We start from the raw sequence: 19,822 nt of genomic DNA on the forward strand, positions 1-19,822 counted from the left end.
AGGGCGTTGGCCATCCGGCTGTTGCGCTACAATGGCGCCCCTCTTGTGGCGCGTGTCAGTCATGCAGGTCGGTCAATACTCGCTCATCGGCAAGTTGATCGTCGCACCGATGGCCGGCGTGACCGACCGGCCGTTCCGACGACTGTGCAGGCGTCTGGGCGCTGCTCTGGCCGTGTCCGAAATGATCGCGTCGAACAGCGCCTTGTGGGGCAGCGAAAAGACTCGGAGGCGCGCGGACCACGAGGGCGAGCCCGATCCCGTCTCGGTTCAGATCGTCGGCGCCGATCCCGGCATGATGGCGCAGGCGGCGCGCTACAACGTCGACCGCGGCGCGCAGATCGTCGACATCAACATGGGTTGCCCGGCCAAGAAAGTGTGCAACGTCGCCGCCGGTTCCGCGCTGCTGCGCGACGAGCCGCTGGTCGGCCGCATCCTCGACGCGGTGGTTGGCGCGGTCGATCGACCGGTGACGCTGAAGATCCGGACCGGATGGAGCCGGCAGGAGCGCAATGCGGTGCGCGTGGCAAGAATGGCGGAATCGGCCGGGGTGCGCGCCATCGCCATTCATGGACGCACGCGCGAAGACGCCTACAACGGACTGGCCGAGTACGACACGATTGCCGAAGTCAAATCGAGCGTTAGAATTCCCGTCGTCGCCAACGGCGACATCGATTCACCGCGCAAAGCCAAGCAAGTGCTTGATCACACGCAGGCCGACGCACTCATGATCGGCCGTGCGGCCCAGGGAAGGCCCTGGATTTTCCGGGAGATCGAGCACTTTCTTCAGACCGGGCGGGAGCTTCCCGCGCCGCGCGTGGCGGAGATTCACCGCGTGTTGGTCGAGCATTTGCAGGACCTTTACGCGTTTTACGGCGAGTGCCTCGGTGTGCGTGTGGCGCGCAAGCACATCGGCTGGTACACGAAAAGTCTCGCGGGGGCCGAGGCTTTCCGGCAGAACATGAACAAGCTCGAGGGCGCCGACGCGCAATTGGCCGCGGTCGACGCTTTCTTCGCCGGGCTTGCCGAACAGGGCGAACGCCTGGCATACGTCACGGAACTCGCAGCATGATCAACGACAATGAAATTGCCCGCTACGTGCGCAGAGCGATGGATGGATACTTTCGCGACCTGGACGGGGAGAAGCCCTGCGCAATCTACGACATGGTGATCAGCTCGGTCGAAAAGCCGCTGATCGAGGTCGTGCTGCATCGCGTCGCCGGGAACCAGACCCAGGCCGCGCAGCTGCTCGGCATGAACCGCAACACGCTGCGCAAGAAGATGAAGGCTTACGGCATCAAGTAGGTCGCGTCAGAACTTTCCGTATGAGAAGCGCCGCCCGCGACGATCGCGGGCGGTTTTGTTTTCTGCAGACTGAGCCAGGAAGAGCATGAGCACACGCAGACAGGCGCTCGTCAGCGTTTCCGACAAGACTGGTATCGTGGATTTTGCGCGCGCGCTGGGTCGTTTTGGCGTGGACGTTCTGTCCACGGGCGGCACGGCGAAACTGCTGCGCGCGGCGGGCGTCCCAGTGACCGAAGTGAGCGACTATACGGGCTTTCCGGAGATGCTCGACGGCCGTGTGAAAACGCTCCATCCCAAGGTACACGGGGGAATCCTGGCGCGGCGCGACCTTGCCCAACACATGCAAGCCCTGCAACGTGCCGGCATTCCGACGATCGATTTCGTCGTCGTGAACCTCTATCCATTCGTGCAGACCGTTGTCAGAGCACAGTGCACGCTCGAAGAAGCGATCGAAAACATCGATATCGGCGGTCCGACGATGGTCCGGGCTGCGGCCAAGAACTGGCAGCACGTGGCCGTGGTGACTGATCCGGCCGACTACCCCGCTCTGATCGCCGAAATGGAATCCGCCAGTGGAGCGATCAGCGCGCAGACCCGGTTTCGCCTGGCGCAGAAGGCCTTTTCCCACACGGCAGCGTATGACGGCGCAATCAGCAATTACCTGACCGCGGTCGACAGCAACGGCAGGCGGCTGGGCTATCCCGGGCAGTTCAACGTCAGCTTCACCAAGGTCCAGGACCTGCGCTACGGGGAAAACCCGCACCAGAGCGCCGCGTTCTATCGCGACCTTGCCCCGCCGGCCGGTACGCTGGCCGGCTACGTTCAACTGCAAGGCAAGGAACTGTCCTACAACAACATCGCCGACGCCGACGCTGCTTGGGAATGCGTCAAGACGCTGGAGCAGCCCGCCTGCGTGATCGTCAAGCACGCCAACCCTTGCGGCGCGGCGGTCGCGGATTCGCCGGTCGAGGCCTATCGCCGCGCTTTTGCGACCGACCCCGTCTCCGCTTTCGGCGGAATCATCGCCTTCAACCGTGAACTGGACGGACCGGCGGCGGAAGCGGTGGGCCAGCAGTTCGTCGAGGTGATCATCGCGCCAAAGGTGTCGGTGGCCGCGCGAGATGTGCTCGCGCACAAGCAGAATGTCCGCGTGCTGGAAGTTCCCGACGGTCAGGGAGTCAACGACTTCGACTACCAGAGGGTCGGGGGCGGCTTGCTGGTGCAAACGCCGGATGCGCGCAACGTCGGCGCCGCCGAACTGAAGGTCGTGACCCTCAAGTCACCCACGGCGGCGCAGTTGGCCGACCTGCTCTTTGCCTGGCGCGTGGCGAAGTTCGTGAAGTCCAACGCCGTCGTCTTTTGCGGCGACGGGCGGACGCTGGGGATCGGCGCCGGCCAGATGAGCCGTGTGGACTCGGCGCGCATCGCTACGATCAAGGCCGAGAACGCCGGCCTCTCGCTTCAGGGCTCGGTGGTGGCGTCGGACGCTTTCTTCCCGTTTCGCGATGGTGTGGACGTGATCGCCCGCGCCGGCGCGATCGCCATCATCCAGCCCGGCGGGAGCGTGCGCGACGAGGAGGTGATCGCGGCCGCCGACGCACACGGTATCGCTATGGTCTTCACCGGCGTGCGCCACTTCCGGCACTAGATCGACTCATGAATCTTCTCGTCATCGGCAGCGGCGGGCGTGAACACGCCATTGCCTGGCGGTTGTCGCGCTCGCCTCGCGTCTCGCGCGTCTACGTCGCGCCGGGTAACGCCGGCACGGCGCGCGAAGACGGCCTGTTCAACGTCGCGCCGGGAGGCGCGCAGGAACTTGTCGCATTCGCGAAGCAGGAATCCGTCGCGCTGACCGTCGTAGGCCCGGAAGCGCCGCTCGCCGAAGGGGTAGCCGATGCTTTCCGCGCGGCGGGTCTGCGGATCTTCGGTCCCGTGCGAGCGGCCGCACGGCTGGAGAGCTCGAAGGACTTTGCGAAGGCGTTCATGGCCCGGCACGGAATTCCCACGGCCGGTTACCGGACTTTCTCGCAACCCGGTCCCGCGCACGACTACGTGCGTCGGCGCGGGGCCCCCATCGTGGTGAAGGCCGACGGTCTGGCGGCCGGCAAAGGGGTCGTCGTGGCAATGACCGCGGACGAGGCCCATGCCGCCATCGACATGATGCTCGTCGACAACAAGATGGGCGCCGCCGGCGCACGCGTCGTGGTGGAGGATTTCCTGGAAGGCGAAGAAGTCAGTTTCATCGTCATGGTCGACGGCAGGCGTGCCCTGCCGCTGGCTTCGAGCCAGGATCACAAGCGCCTGCTCGATGGTGATCGCGGACCGAACACCGGCGGCATGGGGGCGTATTCGCCGGCGCCCATCGTCACCCCGGCGCTTCACGCCCGGGTGATGCGTGAAGTCATCCAGCCGGCGATCGCCGGCATGGAGCAGGAGGGTACGCCTTACACCGGATTTCTCTACGCAGGACTGATGATCTCGCCGGATGGCACTCCGAAAGTACTCGAGTTCAACTGCAGGATGGGCGATCCCGAGGCGCAGCCCATCATGATGCGGCTGAAAAGCGACCTGCTCACCCTGCTCGAGCATGCCGTCGAGGGGCGGTTGGACCACGTTGAGGCCCAGTGGGATCGCCGCGTGGCACTGGGAGTGGTGCTGGCGGCGGAGGGTTATCCCGACAATCCGCGCAAGGGCGACGAGATCACGGGACTGCCGCTCGACGGCGAAGACTTCCATGTATTCCACGCGGGTACCACCCTGCTGCACGGCAAAGTCGTGGTGAGCGGGGGGCGCGTGCTGTGCGTCACCGCGCTGGGCGACAGCGTTCGCGCCGCGCAGCGCCGCGCCTACGAGATCGCCGAGCGAATCCACTTCGCGGGGCGTCAGATGCGGCGCGACATCGGCTATCGCGCGATCGGTGCCAGAAAGAGTACGCTGTGAGCGCGCCAGTGGACACCGCTGCGGTCAGGCAGTACCTGACCGGTCTGCAGGAGCGCATCGTGGCGTGCCTCGAAGCCCTGGATGGCAGGGCTTTTCGGCGCGACGCCTGGGAGCGGCCCGAGGGTGGGGGCGGCCTCAGTTGCGTGATCGAGGAGGGTGATCTGTTCGAGCGCGGCGGCGTGAACTTCTCGCACGTTCAGGGCGCCCAGCTGCCCCCATCGGCGAACGCGTCGCGTCCCGAGCTGACCGGACGCTCGTTCGAGGCAATGGGCGTGTCGCTGGTGCTGCACCCGCGCAACCCCTTTGTTCCCACCGTCCACATGAACGTGCGCTGCTTTGTCGCGCGCTCTCCGGTTGCGCAAGCCGCGGACGCCGCATCCAGTCAACCGATCTGGTGGTTCGGGGGTGGCATGGATTTGACGCCTTACTACGGCTTCGAGGAAGACGCGATCCATTTCCATGCCACGTGCAGCAAGGCCTTGCGCCCGTTCGGGCCGGACTACTACCCGAGGTTCAAGGCTTGGTGCGATCGCTACTTCTTTCTTAAGCACCGCAACGAGCCGCGCGGTATCGGCGGGATCTTCTTCGACGATCTCAACGAGCCGGACTTCGCGACCTGCTTCGCGCTGGCGCGCAGCGTGGCGGACCATTTCGAGGAAGCTTATGTGCCAGTCGCGCAGCGGCGCAGAACCCACCCGTTCGGCGAGCGGGAACGCGATTTCCAGGCCTACCGCCGCGGCCGCTATGTCGAGTTCAACCTGGTGTACGACCGCGGCACCTTGTTCGGCCTGCAATCCGGCGGGCGCACCGAGTCGATCCTGATGTCGCTGCCGCCCCTAGTGAAGTGGCGCTACGACTGGAAGCCGGCGCCCGGCTCGCCCGAAGCACGCTTGTACGAGGGGTTCCTGGTGCCCAGGGACTGGGTCTGACCGCGCGGAATTGGACCGGCCGCGCGACCCGTCGCTACGGACGCCAAGGCACCGCAGGTGCCCGGAAAGCGCAAAACCTCTGCAGTGTCTTTACGGTGACTCAGCGTTACTGGCGGTTCGCCCCTCAGACGCTACTCGCCGAGGTAGGCCTTTCGCACCTGCGGGTTGTCGAGCAGCTCGGCCGAAGGGCCGGACAGCGCGATCTGGCCGCTCTCCATCACGTATCCGCGGTGGCTGATCTCCAGCGCCAGCTTGGCGTTCTGCTCCACTAGCAGCACGGTGACCCCTTCGCGCGAGATGCCGCGCACGGTTTCGAAAATCCGCTCGACCATCATGGGCGCCAGCCCCATCGACGGCTCGTCTAGCAACAGAAGCTTGGGGTTGCTCATCAGCGCGCGACCGATCGCCAGCATCTGCTGCTCCCCTCCAGACAGCGTTCCAGCTGTCTGATTGCGCCGTTCCTTCAGCCGCGGAAACAGACCGTACACTCGCCCCAACCCCGCACGGATCAGCGCCTTGTCGCGGCACAGATAGGCGCCCATTTCCAGATTCTCTTCCACCGTGAGCCGGCCGAACACGCCGCGGCCTTCCGGCACCATCGACAAACCGCGCTCCACCAACTCATATGGCGCCGCGCTCGAGACATCCTCGCCCTGGTAACGGACACGCCCGCCGTGTGGAAGCAGTCCACAGATGGCCTTCAGGGTGGTCGTCTTCCCCGCTCCGTTGGCGCCTATGACCGCGACCATTTCCCCCGCGTCCACTTTCAGGTCGATGCCCTTGACGGCATTGATTCCGCCGTAAGACACATGCAGCCGGTGCACTTCGAGCAGGCTCATGGCAGGGCGCCGCCGAGATAGGCCTGGATCACCGCCGGATCGGACTGGACCTCGGGTGGCGTGCCTTCCGCAATCTTCTTGCCGTAGTCGAGCACCGCCACGCGATCGCACAGGCCCATCACCAGTTTCACGTCGTGCTCGATCAGCAGCACCGTGATGCCGTCGTCGCGGATGCGTTCCAGGAGTTTTCGCAGGGCCGCGGTCTCGGTAGCGTTCATTCCGGCCGCCGGCTCGTCCAGGGCCAGCAGCTTCGGCTCGGTGGCGAGCGCGCGCGCCACTTCCAGGCGGCGCTGATCGCCGTAGGGAAGATTCTTGGCAAGCGCATTCGCGTGCTGGCCGATGCCGACGTAATCGAGCAGCTCCTTCGCACGGCGGCGGATGTCGCGTTCCTCGGCCAGAGTGGAGGGCGTGCGCAGGATCGCGCCCAGCGCGCCGGCCCGCGTACGCGCGTGGCGCCCCACCATGACGTTTTCGATCGCCGTCATGTTGCCGAACAGGCGGATGTTCTGGAACGTCCGCGCGATACCTGCCATCGCCACCTGGTGCGGCTTCAGTCCAATCAGGTTGCGACCGGCGAACGCGAAGCTTCCTGCGTCCGGCCGGTACAGGCCGGTCAGCACGTTGAACAGCGTGGTCTTGCCCGCGCCGTTCGGACCGATCAACCCGAAGATTTCTCCGCGGCGGATCCCCAGGGAAACGCCGGACAGCGCGACGACGCCGCCGAACCGTTTATCGATCCCTTTGGCTTCCAGCAGCGCTTCGCTTGCGGTGCTCATCGCACGGCTCCGCGCCAGACGGGACGATCCTTCCAGTTTCGAGCGCCGCGCATCGGCGGTTGCGGTCCTCAGCCGGTCGCTGCTGCGCCCGTCCGACCCGTCGCCTGACGCTCGGCGTCGGCGAATTCGCGCTTGCGCGTGGGTGACGGCCACAGCCCTGCCGGGCGCAGCAGCATCACCAGAATCAGCGCCAGGCCGAAGAGCAGCATGCGCAGGCTTTCCGGATCGAGAATGACCTCGCCGAACAGTTGCTGCTGCACGGGCGAGGCGGTGTGGCGCAACACCTCCGGCAGGGTGGCGAGCAGCAGAGCGCCGAGCACGACGCCGGCTACATGTCCCATGCCGCCCAGCACGACCATGCACAGGACCATGATGGATTCGAGCAGGATGAAGCTCTCCGGACTGACGAATCCCTGGAAGCTGGAGAAGAGTCCGCCCGCCACGCCACCGAACGTCGCGCCCATGGCGAAGGCGAGCAGCTTCACGTTGCGTGTGTTGATGCCCATGGACTGCGCGGCGATCTCGTCTTCGCGAATGGCGATCCAGGCGCGCCCGATGCGCGAGTCCTCCAGCCGGATGCAGATGAAGATGCTGGCCAGCGCGGCCAGCAGGAATACGTAGTAGTGCAGATGCGCGCCCGAGAACGTGATGCCGAAGATCTCGTGGGTGCGCGTGAGTTCGAAGCCGACGACCGAGATCGGGTCGATCCGGTTGATGCCGATCGGCCCGTTGGTGATGTTGACCGGATGATCCAGATTGTTCAGGAAGATGCGGATAATCTCGCCGAAACCGAGGGTGACGATCGCCAGGTAATCGCCACGCAACCGCAAGGTCGGCGCGCCCAGCAGCACGCCGAACAGAGCCGCCAGCCCCGCGCCCAGCGGCAGGATCATCCAGAAAGGCAGATGCAGCCCCAGTTGTGGCGAGGCGAGCAGCGCCCAGGTGTAGGCGCCGACCGCGTAGAAGGCGATGTAGCCCAGGTCGAGCAATCCGGCGAACCCGACGACGATGTTCAGCCCCAGCGCCAGCATGACGTAGAGCAGCGCGAAGTCCAGTACGCGCACCCAGGTGCGGCCGATGGTGGTGTCGATCGCGAAGGGCAGCAGCGCAAGCGCCAGCGCGACGAGCACGTAACCCAGCCACAACACGCGCCGGTCGCGCTTCCAGGCCGTCACCCGCTGCCGCCAGAACCCCATCAGGCGCGCTCCGCCACGCGCTCGCCCATCAGGCCGGTGGGCCGGAACACGAGGACCGTGATCAGCACCAGGAAGGCGAACACATCCTGATAGTGGCTGCCGAGGAATCCTCCGGTGAGATCTCCGATGTACCCGGCACCGATGCTCTCGATGAGGCCGAGCAGCAGGCCGCCGAGCATGGCGCCGCCCAGGTTGCCGATTCCGCCCAGCACTGCGGCGGTGAACGCCTTCAAGCCCAAGGTGAATCCCATCGAGTAGTGGGCGATGCTGTAGTTGGCGGCTACCAGGACGCCGGCCACCGCACCCATCGCAGCGCCGATCACGAAGGTGGCGGAGATGATCCGGTTGATGTTCACGCCCATCAGTCCGGCCACCGTGGGATTCTCCGCCGTGGCGCGCATCGCCCGTCCGAGCCGTGTGCGCTGAACCAGGACGAGAAGACCGCCCATGATGACTGCGCACACGACCATGATCCCGATCTGAAGGTCCGTGATGGTGGCGCCGGCGATGTTGTGCGGCGTCGGGGGAAGCAGGCGGGGGAAGGTGTGGTACTGCCGTCCCCAGATCAGCATCGCGATGTTCTGCAGCAGGATCGACACGCCGATGGCGGTGATCAGCGGCGCCAGGCGCGGCGCGCGCCGCAACGGCCGATAGGCCACGCGCTCTATGGAGAATGACAAGCCCATGCACACCGCGATCGCCGCGGCCAGCGCGGCGGCGATGACCACCTGCGGCGGCGCGCCGATGGCGGCGCCAGCGAGCCCGTTGAGCACCGTGAGGGCCACCATGGCGCCGATCATGACCACTTCGCCGTGCGCGAAGTTGATCAGGCCGAGAATGCCGTACACCATGGTGTAGCCGAGCGCGACCAGCGCATACACGCTGCCCAGAACCAGGCCGTTGAGCACCTGTTGCAGGAAGATGTCCATGGCTGCGCCCGCTTGCAAAAAAACGGCGCCGCGAGGCGCCGTTTTCTTGTCAGTCCGATATAGCGACGGTCCCGCTCAGCCGACCGTTTCCAGATATTCCCACTTGTTGTTCTTGACCTGGTAGAGCGAGATGCTGCCACCCTTGATGTCGCCTTTTTCGTCGAACTGCACCAGGCCGGTGACGCCCTGGTACTGGATCGAAGCGAGCGCCGGCAGATACTTCGCCGGATCCACCGAGTCGGCTGCTTTCATCGCCTCGATCATCGCGTTCATCGCGTCGTAGGCGTACGGCGCGTAGAGCTGGATCGGCTGATTGAACCGCTTCTGATACTTCTCGGCGAACTCCTTGCCGCCCGGCATCTTGTCCAGCGGCACGCCCGGCGAAGAAGCATAGGCCGATTCCCCCTCCGGCCCGGCCAGCGTCAGGAACTGCGTGGTCTGCACTCCGTCGCCGGCAAGGTAGATCGCCCTGACGCCGAGATTCTTGATCTGCTTCATCATCGGGCCGGCCTGCGAGTCCATCCCGCCGTAGAAGATCAGGTCGGGGCGCTTGCCTTTGATGCTGGTCAGGATGGCGGTGAAGTCGGTCTTGGTCGTATCGGTGAACTCGCGTGTGATGATTTGCGCGCCGGCGGTCTTCGCCGCCGCTTCGAACTGGTCGGCCAGGCCCTTGCCGTAGGCGGAACGGTCGTCGATCACGGCGATCTTTTTCGCACCGAGCTTCTTCACCGCGTATTCGCCCAGCACCTTGCCCTGCTGCGCGTCGTTCGCCATCACGCGGAATGCGGTCTTGAACCCCTGATGGGTGTAATCGACGTTGGTGGCCGATGGCGAGATCTGCGGAATGCCTGCGTCGTGATAGATCTTGGAGGCGGGGATGGTGGTGCCGGAGTTCAGGTGGCCGATCACGCCGGCTACCTTGGCGTCCACCAGCTTCTGCGCCACCACCGTGCCCTTCTGCGGGTTGGCCTCGTCATCCTCCGAGATCAGTTCGAACCGGATCTTTTCTCCGCCGATCACCAAGCCGGCGGCGTTGGCTTCTTCGATGGCCAGTCTCACCCCGTTCTCGTTGTCCTTGCCCAAGTGCGCGATCGGTCCGGTGAGCGGTCCCGCGTGCCCGATCTTGACCACTCGCTCCAGCGCCGAAGTCGTGCCGTCCGTAGTAGCGGGCTGCTCTTCCTTCTTTCCGCAAGCACCCAGAACTGCCGCGACGGCGACTGAACAGACGGCGGCGAGTACGCGCCGCGTAACGCCATGACGTTCGATGTCCATGTTCTTCTCCTTGGATGAGCAACGGCCGCGCAAACCCTCTTCGATTATCGGCCAGCGCCGCGACCGTTGTCAATTTTAGATCGTTAATTCATTGAGTTGGAGCCGATCGCGGATCGCGCCGGAAACAAAAAAGCCGGCATCTGCCGGCTTTTCTGACGAGACTGGCGCCCGTTACATGGCGAGAATCCAATCGACGAGCAGCTTGGCCTCGTCTTCCTTGACCGGATTGGGAGGCATCGGGATCGGACCCCACACCCCGCCGCCGCCGTTGATCACCTTCTTGACCAGCATGGCCTGCGCGTCCTTGTTGCCCTTGTACTTCGCCGCGATTTCCTTGAAGGCCGGGCCGACCAGTTTCTTGTCGACGGTATGACAGGAGACGCAGTTCTTGTCCTTCGACAGCTGGTTTGCCTTGGCTGCGTCGACCGCCGCGCCGGCGTGCGCCGCGAACCCGAGGGCTGCGCTGGCGAGGACCACCATGATGCTCCGTTTCATTGCTCTCTCACCTTTCCTGACGTGGGATTGGAGTTGCGGAGGCGGCGATTGTAGTCCTTTTTGCCGTCTCCTGGAACTTTCCGGCTTGGCCGGGGCGTTCCTGTGCCAGCAGCGCTTGCAGTTCGCGCAAATCGCTGACCGGCGCATTGCAACTAACGCCTTCGCAGACATAGGCGTTGACAGCGCCGCGGGGACCGGCCGGTTTGTCGAGCGCCGGGGGAAGCGCGCGCTGCTCCGTATCCACTCCCAGCAGCAACGTGTCCGGCATGAACAACCCCGCCAGCTCGCGCGCCCAAGCGGAAAGCTCGTCGGGCGGGCCGCGCAGCACGACGGTGCGCGTTGGCGCGAGCAGCTCCGCCAAGGCCATCGAGAAAGTCGCAAACCCGGAGGGTTGCCGACACATCGAGGGGAAGAACGCGCGCACCGTGCGTTCGGCAGCTTCCAGGTAACGCGGCTCACCCAGCAGATGACCCAGGCGCGCGAGCACCAGCGCGGCCACCCCGTTGCCGGAGGGTGTGGCTGAATCGTGGCCAGGCTTCGGGCGCAAGATCAGCCGCTCGTGATCGTGGCCGGTAAAAAAGAACCCGCCGCCAGTGCGGTCCTCGAACCATTCGAGCATGGCGTCCACCAACTGGACGGCCAGCCTCAGGGTCTCGACGCGGAAATCCGCCTGCAAGCACTCCAGCGCTGCCTGTGCCAGGCAAGCGTAGTCGTCGAGGTAGGCGCTCAAGTGCGCCCGGCCGTCCTTGTAGGTCGCGAACAGCCGCGCGCCGTTTCGCATGCGAGCGCTCACGAAGTCGAGGGCCCGGTGCGCCGAATCGAGCCAGTCGCGTCGGCCGAAGACGCGCGCGGCATGCGCCATGCCGCGGATCATGAGCGCGTTCCAGCCGGTCAGGATTTTTTCGTCGCGCCCGGGACGCATTCGTCTTTCTCTGGCCTGGAACAGCTTGCTCCGGGCGCGGCGCAGGCATTCTTGGGCCAGCTGCACGCTGACGCCCAGCGTAGCGGCCACCTCGCCCAGGGGCTGCGCCACATACAAGTGCCAGTGGCGGTTCTCGAAGTTCGGCGGGCGCTCCAATCCGTAATGCGCGCTCGTCACCGCGTATTCCTCGCTGGTCAGCAGGCGGGCGACTTCTTCGCGCGACCATACGTAAAACTTGCCTTCCTCGTGCTCGGAATCGGCGTCGAGCGACGAGTAATAGCCACCTTCCGGCGACTGCATCTCCCGCATCACCCACTGGGCCGTCTCTTCGGCGACGCGCTGGTACAGGGGCTGGCGCGTCGCCGCCCAGGCGTCGGCGTAGAGCGCGAGCAGCGGCCCGTTGTCGTAGAGCATCTTCTCGAAGTGCGGGATCATCCAGTAGGCGTCCACGCTGTAGCGGCAAAAGCCGCCACCGAGCTGGTCGTAGATTCCGCCTTGCGCCATCCTCTCGAGCGTGAACAACGCGTGCTCGCGCAGCCTCGATTGCCGCGCGCCGAAGCGCAGGCAGAACTCCAGCTCGGCGGGATGCGGGAACTTCGGTGCGCTGCCGAAGCCGCCATGAGAAAGATCGGCGCTGCCGAGCAACTCGGCGACGGCCAACTCCAGCGGCTGATCGGTCAGCGTCACCTCCGCGGATACCGGGGCCGGAAGGGTGCTCTGCAGGACTTCCAGCAGAGCGGCATTTTGTGCCTCGATGTCGGCACGGCGCGTGCGCCAGGCCTGCGCGACCTGCTCGAGCACGTCGACGAACCCCGGCAAACCGTAGCGTGCTGCCCTCGGAAAATAGGTACCGCCGAAGAAGGGCTTGCCGTCCGGAGTCAGGAACATCGTCAACGGCCAGCCGCCGTTGCGGCGTATGAGCAGCGCATGTGCCGTCTGGTAGATCTGGTCCAGGTCGGGGCGTTCCTCGCGATCGACCTTGATGTTGACGAAGAGCCGGTTCATCACCGCGGCGACCTCGGGATCTTCGAACGATTCGTGGGCCATCACGTGGCACCAATGGCACGCCGAGTAACCGATGGACAGCAGGATCGGCTTGTCCTCCCGGCGCGCGCGCTCCAGGGCTTCCTCGCCCCACGGATACCAATCCACGGGGTTGTGCGCGTGCTGCTGCAGGTACGGACTGGTTTGTCCAGCGAGGCGATTGGCCAACTCAATTCTCCTCGAGGCGCCGCGACCGCAGTCGATGCCAAGCCGTTGCAGGCCAAGCATGGCATCCGAGCGCGGCAACGATCGGCGATCTCGCTTAGAGGCCGAGCCGCGGCCACAGTTCGTCCACGGCCCGTTTCACATTCGGATCCATGACGATGGGACGGCCCCAGCGGCGCGCGGTTTCTCCCGGCCACTTGTCGGTCGCGTCGATCGCCATCTTGGAGCCGAGCCCCGGCACGGGGCTCGCGAAGTCCAGATAGTCGATCGGAGTGTTCTCGACGAGCGTCACATCGCGCGCCGGGTCGACCCGGGTGGACACGGCCCACATGACCTCTTTCCAGTCGCGGGCATCGATGTCCTCGTCGACGACGATGATGAACTTCGTGTACATGAACTGGCGCAGGTACGACCAGATGCCGAAGATCACCCGCTTGGGGTGTCCGGGGAACTGCTTGCGCATGCTCACGACCGCGACCCGGTAGGAACAACCTTCCGGCGGCAGGTAGAAATCGACGATTTCCGGAAACTGGCGCTGAAACAGCGGCACGAACACTTCGTTGAGCGCCATGCCGAGGATGGCGGGCTCGTCGGGCGGCTTGCCGGTATAGGTGGAGTGATAGATCGGCGCACGGCGCATCGCGATCCGTTCCACGGTCAGCACCGGAAACGGTTCCTGTTCGTTGTAGTAGCCGGTGTGGTCTCCGAACGGTCCTTCCGGCGCGCTTTCGCCGGGAAGAATCACGCCTTCGAGCACGATCTCGGCGCCGGCCGGAACCTGCAGCTCCGAGCCCAGACATCTTACGAGCTCGGTGCGCGAGCCGCGCAGCAAGCCGGCGAACTGGTACTCCGACAGGTTGTCCGGCACCGGCGTCACCGCCCCGAGGAGGGTGGCCGGATCCGCGCCCAGCACCACCGCGACCGGAAACGGCTGTCCGGGGTTGCGCTCGCCATGATCGCGGAAATCCAGAGCGCCGCCGCGATGCGCGAGCCAGCGCATGATCACCTTGTTGCGCGCAATCACCTGCTGGCGATAGATACCCAGGTTCTGCCTCGCCTTGAGCGGACCGCGCGTCACCGTCAGACCCCAGGTAATCAGCGGTCCCGCGTCCTGCGGCCAGCACACCTGGATCGGCAGCCCGGACAGGTCCACGTCGTCGCCTTCCAGCACGAGTTCGTGAAAGGGCGCGCTCGAAACGCTCTTCGGCCGCATGTCCCAGAGCGCCGCCTTGAGCATCGCCACCTTGTCGAGCGCGTCGCGCATGCCCTGCGGCGGTTCGGGCTCCTTCAAAGCGGCCAGCAACTCGCCCACGGTGCGCAGTTGTCCGATCGATTCCTGTCCCATCGCCAAAGCCACCCGGCGCACGGTGCCGAACAGATTGCCGAGCACCGGGATATCGAAGCCGGTCGGCTTCTCGAACAGGATCGCGGGACCGCCGGCCTGCAGCGCCCGCTGGCAGACCTCGGTCATCTCCAGCCTTGGCGAAACCGGGACTCCGACGCGCTTGAGTTCTCCGAGCGTTTCGAGCCGGGACAAGAACTCGCGCAGGTCGCGGTATTTCATATGACCGGTGTGGCCCCGCCATCCATCGGCACGATCGCGCCGGTCAGGTAGGCAGCCCGCTCGGAGGCCAGAAACAGCGCCAGTTGCGCGATGTCCTGCGGTTGCGCGGGGCGCCCCAGTGGAATCCTCGCCTGCAGGTCCTCGAGCACGCGGGCCGGCGGCAGCCCGCGCGCTTGCGCTTCGACCGCGATTCCCCGGTCGAGCCTTTCACCTGCGGTCGGACCGGGATTGATCGCGTTGATGCGCACGCCGAACTTCCCGTGCACGCTCGCGAGGCCCACCGTGGCGAGCATCAGCGCGGCGTTGGCCGCGCCGCCGGGAAGATGGATGGAAGCCGCGATCTTTCCGCCCATGCCGACGATGTTGACCACCGCGCCGCGGCGCCGCTGCCGCATGCCCGGCAGTACCGCTTCGAGCGCGTGCACGTAGGTAAAGAACTTGGCGTCCATCGCGTCGTGCCAGGCGGCGATGTCGAGCTGCTCCGGCGAATAGCGCTTCGCGGCGCCGGCCGAGTTGATCAGCACGTCGGGCGGCCCGAGCTGCTTTTCCACGCGCCTGACCAGCGAGAGCGCGTCTTCGGGACGCGCCAGGTCGGCGACGAAAGCCAGCGCGCGCCCGGCCGGCGCAAGCGATCGCACCGCGCCTTCCAGGTGATCGTGCGAGCGCGATGCCAAGGCGACCCTCGCGCCTTGCTCGAGAAAAGCTCTCGCGCAGGCGAGCCCGATGCCGCGGCTGCCGCCGGTGACCAGCACGATGCGGTCTCTCAATCCAAGATCCATGATCGCCCGAGGACCGGAAGCGCCCCACTATAGGTGGGCGGCCACGGCCTGACAATCGCGCTGCCCGCTCTCAAGTGCACGGCAGCAGAAAGTGCACGGCGATGCCGGCGAACACCGCCGCGCCGACCCAGTTGTTGTGCTTGAAAGCGCGAAAACAGCGCGCCGGGTCGCGGTCCTTGATCAGCCCGTATTGCGTGCCCGCCAGCGCCGCCGCCAGCCCCACGCCGGCGAAGTAGAAAGGCCCCAGTCGCAGCCACCAGCCGAGCAGCGCGAGCGTGGCGAAGAACAATCCGTGAAATACCATGACCGCGGCGACGTCCCATCGGCCGAAGAGGATCGCCGAAGTGCGGATGCCGATCTTGCGGTCGTCCTCGCGGTCGACCATCGCGTACTCGGTGTCGTAGGCGATGGTCCAGAACACGTTGGCCGCCAGCAGCACCCACGCCTCGGCCGGCAGTCGCCCGGTCTGCGCGGCGTAGGCCATCGGAATGCCGAAACCGAACGCCACCCCTAGACAGGCTTGCGGCAGCGCGAGGAAGCGCTTGGTGAAGGGATAGCTTGCGGCCAGCAAGAGCGCCACAAACGAGAGCGCCACGGTCAGCTTGTTCAACTTCAACACCAGGGCGAAGGCGCAAACCGCCAGCACTGCGGCGACCGCCAGCGCCTCGTAAGGCGCGATCAGACCCGCGGCCAGCGGCCGCTCTTTGGTGCGTTTCACATGCGGGTCGAAGTCGCGATCGGCATAGTCGTTGATCGCGCAGCCGGCCGAACGCATCAGCACGGTGCCGAGAACGAAGATCCATACCACCGTCCAGTTTGGATGGCCACGCGCCGACAGCCACAGCCCCCACAGCGTCGGCCAGAGCAGCAGCACAATGCCGATCGGCTTGTCGAGCCGGATCAGTCTCTCGTAGGCATTCAACCGCTCGGCGAGATTCACGGCTGCCCCGACCGGCTCTTTGAAATCGCGGTAAGGATGCCTTGCATGATCGCGAGTGGCGTCGGTGGACAACCCGGAACCGCTACATCCACCGGTATCACGTTGGACACACGCCCACGGCTGGCGTAGCTCTCGCCGAATATGCCACCGGTGCAGCCGCAATCGCCGATGGCCACCACGAGCTTCGGATCCGGCACGGCATCGTAGGTGCGCTTCAGCGCGGTCTCCATGTGCCGCGACACCGGCCCGGTCACCAGCAGCAGGTCGGCGTGCCTCGGGCTCGCCACGAAGCGGATGCCGAGTCTTTCCAGGTTGTAGTAGGGGCTGTTGCAGGCATGGATCTCCAGCTCGCAACCATTGCAGGAGCCTGCATCGACGTGACGGATCGAGAGCGACCGGCCGAAGTGCCTGAGGATGATGTCGCTCAACCGCTGCTCGACCTGACGAAGCGACTCGTCGGATTCAGGTGCCGGTTCGGTCACGATGCCGGTCGTTACGATCTGCTTCAGGAGCTGATACATATCAATGCCGATCTAAATACGGAGGCACAGAGGCACAAAGACACAAAGACACAAAGACACAAAGACACAAAGACATTCAAGAGCCAACTGTCAGCACGAAGAAAAGCGGGGTACCGAGGGAAACCAGATTCCGAATGGCGCACCTCCTTTTTTGGACTGGCGATTCGCATTTCCTCAGTGCCTCTTCGGTGAAACGACGCCTATAGATCATGGCCTGAGTAACTCAAATTCAAGGACTTGTTGATCAGCGGAAAGTCCGGAACGATGTTCCCCAATACCGCGCGCTCCAGCAGCGGCCAATTCTGCCAGGAGGGGTCGTGCGGATGCAGCCGTTCGATGCGGTTGTCCTCGGCCGTTTCGAGAGCGATCAAGACGTCGCCGCGCCAGCCCTCGACCCAGCCCACGCCCCGTGACCCGGCCTGTGCGCGGGCCACCGGGACGCGCGTCTCGCCGGGTGGAAGCGCTGACACCAGGGAGCGGACCAGTCGAATCGACTCGAAGAGTTCATCGAATCGAACCGAAACCCGCGCCGCAACGTCGCCTCGCTGGTGAGATGCCATTCGCACATCGAGCCCCCGATAGGGAGCGATCGGATGGTCGACGCGCAGATCGTGGGCAATGCCGCTGGCTCGGCCGGCGAAGCCGTTCAGGCCCATCCTCGCGGCGAGCTCCGGCACGATCTGGCCGGTGAGGATGAAGCGGTCCTGGGCTCCCGCGTGTTCCTCGTATATCGACCTGAGCGTTTGCGTGTCGTCCCGGATACGCTCCAGGACCTGCAGGAGGAGCCGGGATTCGGCGTTCGACAGATCCCGCGCTACGCCGCCGGGCACGATCGTATCCATCAGGTAGCGGTGGCCGAACACCTGCTGGTTGAGGCGAAGCAGATCTTCTTTCAGCCGCCAGAACTGAAAGAATCCAAACGACAACGCGACGTCGTTGCCGAGGTAGCCGAGGTCGCCGAGATGGTTGGCGATGCGCTCCAGCTCCAGCAGGACGCCGCGCAATGCCAGCGCTCGGTCGGGCGCCTCGGTTCCGGTGACGCCTTCCACCGCCATGGCGTAGGCCCAGGCATAGGCAACGGTGGAATCGCCGCTCACCCTGCCGGCGAGCCTGAAGCCCTGCTCGAGTGTCATGCTCTCGAAGCGCTTCTCTGTGCCCTTGTGCTTGTATCCGAGGCGTTCTTCGAGGCGAAGAAGCTTCTCTCCGACCACCGAGAAGCGGAAGTGGCCCGGCTCGATCGTGCCTGCATGCACCGGGCCGACCGGGATTTCGTGCACCCCTTCACCCTCGACTTTCTGGAAGGGGTAGTGGTCGCCGCTGTCGACAAACACCGAGCCTGCGTCAAACGCCTTTCGCAACGGAAATACTCCATCGGGCCAGGCTCCGTGCCGCAGCCACTTGCGGCGATCGGTGGCATCATCGGCCTCGATGCCGACCAGGTCGCGCGCGGCGCGCTGCATGCGATTTGCGGCGGGGAAAATGTCGGCGATGCCCGGGTAGCGCGGGTTGTCGCGTGGCAGCGGCAACTCGAGCCATAACAGGCCCGAGCGCAAGCCGATGGCTAGATGCAACGCATATCCCGCGCCCCGCAGCGTCGCGTCGCTTCCCCACAAAGCCACCAGCCGCGCCTTCCGCGAACGTGCCGCTTCGAGTAGACCCCGCAGCGAACCTGCGTCCACAGTGGCGTGAAAAGCCGGGATCGCTCCCGGGATGGCGCGAACCTCGAGCGAGAGCTCGTCAAGCCGCATCATCGGTCCTCATCAGCCGATCAGGGCGGCGGCCTGCCGATACCAGTCCACCAGGTACGGCGGGATGTACAGGCCCAGCACCAGCACGATCGTCAAATGCACGAATACCGGCACCAGAGCCGGTGGATGGGGCAAGCGTTGTGCCGTCGTTTCTCCAAACACCATCGGCTGCACCTTTCCGAAGATCGCGGCAAAGGCCACTCCGAGAGCGACCAGCAGGAACGGCGTCGCCCACGCATGCTCGTGCATCGCGGTAGTGAGCACCATGAATTCGCTGGTGAACACCCCGAACGGAGGCATTCCGAGAATGGCGAGGCTTCCGAGCGCCAGTCCCCAGCCGATCGTGGGGCTTTGCCGGATCAAGCCGCGGATGCTCTCCATGTTCTGCGTGCCGGTGGCTTGCGAGGCGTGACCCACCGCAAAGAAGATCGCGCTCTTGGTCAGCGAATGCACCGTCATGTGCAAAAGCCCGGCGAAGGCCGCAACCGGCCCGCCCATGCCGAAAGCAAACGTCATGAGACCCATATGCTCGATCGAGGAGTAGGCGAACATGCGCTTGATGTCCTTCTGGCGCGAAAGGAAGAACGCCGCCACCACGACCGACAGCAGACCGAAACCCATCATGAGCGCACCGGAGAGATTGCTTTGCAGGGCGCCGTCCACGAGCACCTTGCTTCTGATGACGGCGTAGAGAGCCACGTTGAGCAGCAACCCTGAAAGCACTGCTGAAATCGGTGTCGGGCCTTCCGCGTGCGCGTCGGGAAGCCAGTTATGAAGGGGCACCAGCCCGACCTTGGTGCCGAAACCGACCAGCAGAAACACGAATGCGAGCGAGAGCACTGTGGGCTCGAGCTCGTTGCGCACCTCATGCAAGTGCGTCCAAAGGAGCGCGGTCCCTCCGGGACCGAGCACCTTCTCGGCGGCGAAATACAGAAGGATGACGCCGAACAGCGCCTGGGCAATGCCGACGCTGCAAAGGATGAAGTACTTCCACGCCGCCTCCAGGCTGGCGGGCGTGCGGTACAGGCTCACCAGCAGCACGGTGGTCAGCGTCGCGCCCTCCATCGCTACCCACAGGATTCCGACGTTGTTCGAAAGCAGACACAGCAGCATCGTGAAGGTGAACAGCTGGTACATGCTGTGATACAGCCTGAGGCGGGCCGAATTCACTCGCCCGTGATGCTCCTCGATACGCATGTAAGGCCGGGAAAAGAGCGCGGTGGTAAACGCGACAAACGCGGTCAGCGCGACCAGGAACATATTGAACGAATCGACGAAAAACTGTTCCTCCAGCGCCGTGATCGGCCCATCGGCGATGACGCGGCCGGTAAGCAGCGCCGCCGCACCCAGCGTGATCAGGCTCATCAGCGCGTTGAACTCGGGAGCGCGGCGAGTGTGACCCACGAGCGCGAGCAGCAAGCCGCCCAACAGCGGGACGCCGAGGACCAGTGCGATCTCCAC

Annotated in this window: 18 protein-coding genes; 5 read left to right on the forward strand and 13 right to left on the reverse strand. The window is 65.0% G+C overall.

All coding sequences use genetic code 11. The annotated features are described in order from the left end of the window. Positions 1–61: 61 nt before the first annotated feature. From dusB to hemF, 5 genes are all read left to right on the forward strand, one after another. Positions 62–1,069, forward strand: coding sequence for a tRNA dihydrouridine synthase DusB (gene dusB, locus VNM24_05460; protein ID HWQ38050.1), 1,008 nt, complete (start codon positions 62–64; stop codon positions 1,067–1,069). Then, positions 1,066–1,302, forward strand: coding sequence for a helix-turn-helix domain-containing protein (locus VNM24_05465; GenBank protein ID HWQ38051.1), 237 nt, complete (start codon positions 1,066–1,068; stop codon positions 1,300–1,302). The genes dusB and VNM24_05465 overlap by 4 nt, the downstream gene beginning before the upstream one ends. 85 nt (positions 1,303–1,387) lie before the next feature. After that, the gene (purH, locus tag VNM24_05470; GenBank protein HWQ38052.1) at positions 1,388–2,950 is read left to right on the forward strand and encodes a bifunctional phosphoribosylaminoimidazolecarboxamide formyltransferase/IMP cyclohydrolase; all 1,563 of its coding nucleotides are present in this window, start codon (positions 1,388–1,390) and stop codon (positions 2,948–2,950) included. An 8-nt stretch (positions 2,951–2,958) separates the two neighbouring features. Next, positions 2,959–4,242: a phosphoribosylamine--glycine ligase gene (gene purD / locus VNM24_05475; protein ID HWQ38053.1), complete on the forward strand. Its 1,284-nt coding sequence runs from the start codon at positions 2,959–2,961 to the stop codon at positions 4,240–4,242. After that, positions 4,239–5,171 carry an oxygen-dependent coproporphyrinogen oxidase gene (gene hemF / locus VNM24_05480; GenBank protein ID HWQ38054.1) on the forward strand — a complete coding sequence of 311 codons (933 nt, stop codon included), beginning with the start codon at positions 4,239–4,241 and terminating at the stop codon, positions 5,169–5,171. The genes purD and hemF overlap by 4 nt, the downstream gene beginning before the upstream one ends. Positions 5,172–5,302: 131 nt before the next feature. On the opposite strand, the gene VNM24_05485 is transcribed toward hemF, so the two are convergent. The 13 genes from VNM24_05485 to VNM24_05545 all read right to left on the reverse strand — a co-directional run bounded on the left by VNM24_05485 (position 5,303) and on the right by VNM24_05545 (position 19,822). Next, complete coding sequence (locus VNM24_05485; GenBank protein HWQ38055.1) at positions 5,303–6,010, reverse strand: ABC transporter ATP-binding protein; 708 nt, start codon at positions 6,008–6,010, stop codon at positions 5,303–5,305. Next, positions 6,007–6,786, reverse strand: a complete 780-nt coding sequence (locus tag VNM24_05490) for an ABC transporter ATP-binding protein (GenBank protein ID HWQ38056.1) — start codon at positions 6,784–6,786, stop codon at positions 6,007–6,009. Before VNM24_05490 ends, VNM24_05485 begins: the two co-directional genes overlap by 4 nt. A 68-nt stretch (positions 6,787–6,854) precedes the next feature. Continuing rightward, positions 6,855–7,982: an ABC transporter ATP-binding protein gene (locus VNM24_05495; protein HWQ38057.1), complete on the reverse strand. Its 1,128-nt coding sequence runs from the start codon at positions 7,980–7,982 to the stop codon at positions 6,855–6,857. Continuing rightward, entirely contained in the window at positions 7,982–8,911 is a 930-nt protein-coding gene (locus tag VNM24_05500) for a branched-chain amino acid ABC transporter permease (GenBank protein HWQ38058.1), read from the reverse strand. Before VNM24_05500 ends, VNM24_05495 begins: the two co-directional genes overlap by 1 nt. 75 nt (positions 8,912–8,986) lie before the next feature. Continuing rightward, positions 8,987–10,183, reverse strand: coding sequence for a branched-chain amino acid ABC transporter substrate-binding protein (locus tag VNM24_05505; protein HWQ38059.1), 1,197 nt, complete (start codon positions 10,181–10,183; stop codon positions 8,987–8,989). A gap of 171 nt (positions 10,184–10,354) precedes the next feature. Then, entirely contained in the window at positions 10,355–10,678 is a 324-nt protein-coding gene (locus VNM24_05510; GenBank protein ID HWQ38060.1) for a c-type cytochrome, read from the reverse strand. A 7-nt stretch (positions 10,679–10,685) separates the two neighbouring features. Continuing rightward, positions 10,686–12,812 carry a thioredoxin domain-containing protein gene (locus tag VNM24_05515; GenBank protein ID HWQ38061.1) on the reverse strand — a complete coding sequence of 709 codons (2,127 nt, stop codon included), beginning with the start codon at positions 12,810–12,812 and terminating at the stop codon, positions 10,686–10,688. Positions 12,813–12,906: 94 nt separating this feature from the next. After that, on the reverse strand, positions 12,907–14,373 hold the full coding sequence (gene ubiD / locus VNM24_05520) for a 4-hydroxy-3-polyprenylbenzoate decarboxylase (GenBank protein HWQ38062.1): 1,467 nt from the start codon (positions 14,371–14,373) through the stop codon (positions 12,907–12,909). After that, positions 14,370–15,152, reverse strand: a complete 783-nt coding sequence (locus VNM24_05525) for an SDR family oxidoreductase (GenBank protein ID HWQ38063.1) — start codon at positions 15,150–15,152, stop codon at positions 14,370–14,372. Before VNM24_05525 ends, ubiD begins: the two co-directional genes overlap by 4 nt. A gap of 70 nt (positions 15,153–15,222) precedes the next feature. Continuing rightward, a complete protein-coding gene (ubiA, locus tag VNM24_05530; GenBank protein HWQ38064.1) occupies positions 15,223–16,092 on the reverse strand; it encodes a 4-hydroxybenzoate octaprenyltransferase in 870 nt (289 codons plus the stop codon). Further along, positions 16,089–16,613, reverse strand: coding sequence for an NADH-quinone oxidoreductase subunit B family protein (locus tag VNM24_05535; GenBank protein ID HWQ38065.1), 525 nt, complete (start codon positions 16,611–16,613; stop codon positions 16,089–16,091). The genes ubiA and VNM24_05535 overlap by 4 nt, the downstream gene beginning before the upstream one ends. Before the next feature lie 200 nt (positions 16,614–16,813). After that, positions 16,814–18,361 carry an NADH-quinone oxidoreductase subunit C gene (locus tag VNM24_05540; protein ID HWQ38066.1) on the reverse strand — a complete coding sequence of 516 codons (1,548 nt, stop codon included), beginning with the start codon at positions 18,359–18,361 and terminating at the stop codon, positions 16,814–16,816. 12 nt (positions 18,362–18,373) lie between these two features. After that, complete coding sequence (locus VNM24_05545; GenBank protein ID HWQ38067.1) at positions 18,374–19,822, reverse strand: hydrogenase 4 subunit F; 1,449 nt, start codon at positions 19,820–19,822, stop codon at positions 18,374–18,376.

It is taken from the genome of Burkholderiales bacterium (assembly GCA_035560005.1).
GTDB lineage: Bacteria > Pseudomonadota > Gammaproteobacteria > Burkholderiales > Eutrophovitaceae > DASRFY01.

Coding starts and splice junctions, on each gene's coding strand:
- purD (HWQ38053.1), top strand. CDS start 2,959: ATGAATCTTCTCGTCATCGGCAGCGGCGGGCGTGAACACGCCATTGCC.
- VNM24_05465 (HWQ38051.1), top strand. CDS start 1,066: ATGATCAACGACAATGAAATTGCCCGCTACGTGCGCAGAGCGATGGAT.
- VNM24_05535 (HWQ38065.1), bottom strand. CDS start 16,613: ATGTATCAGCTCCTGAAGCAGATCGTAACGACCGGCATCGTGACCGAA.
- VNM24_05495 (HWQ38057.1), bottom strand. CDS start 7,982: ATGGGGTTCTGGCGGCAGCGGGTGACGGCCTGGAAGCGCGACCGGCGC.
- ubiD (HWQ38062.1), bottom strand. CDS start 14,373: ATGAAATACCGCGACCTGCGCGAGTTCTTGTCCCGGCTCGAAACGCTC.
- VNM24_05510 (HWQ38060.1), bottom strand. CDS start 10,678: ATGAAACGGAGCATCATGGTGGTCCTCGCCAGCGCAGCCCTCGGGTTC.
- VNM24_05505 (HWQ38059.1), bottom strand. CDS start 10,183: ATGGACATCGAACGTCATGGCGTTACGCGGCGCGTACTCGCCGCCGTC.
- VNM24_05500 (HWQ38058.1), bottom strand. CDS start 8,911: ATGGACATCTTCCTGCAACAGGTGCTCAACGGCCTGGTTCTGGGCAGC.
- VNM24_05490 (HWQ38056.1), bottom strand. CDS start 6,786: ATGAGCACCGCAAGCGAAGCGCTGCTGGAAGCCAAAGGGATCGATAAA.
- VNM24_05525 (HWQ38063.1), bottom strand. CDS start 15,152: ATGGATCTTGGATTGAGAGACCGCATCGTGCTGGTCACCGGCGGCAGC.
- VNM24_05540 (HWQ38066.1), bottom strand. CDS start 18,361: ATGCGGCTTGACGAGCTCTCGCTCGAGGTTCGCGCCATCCCGGGAGCG.
- dusB (HWQ38050.1), top strand. CDS start 62: ATGCAGGTCGGTCAATACTCGCTCATCGGCAAGTTGATCGTCGCACCG.
- purH (HWQ38052.1), top strand. CDS start 1,388: ATGAGCACACGCAGACAGGCGCTCGTCAGCGTTTCCGACAAGACTGGT.
- VNM24_05485 (HWQ38055.1), bottom strand. CDS start 6,010: ATGAGCCTGCTCGAAGTGCACCGGCTGCATGTGTCTTACGGCGGAATC.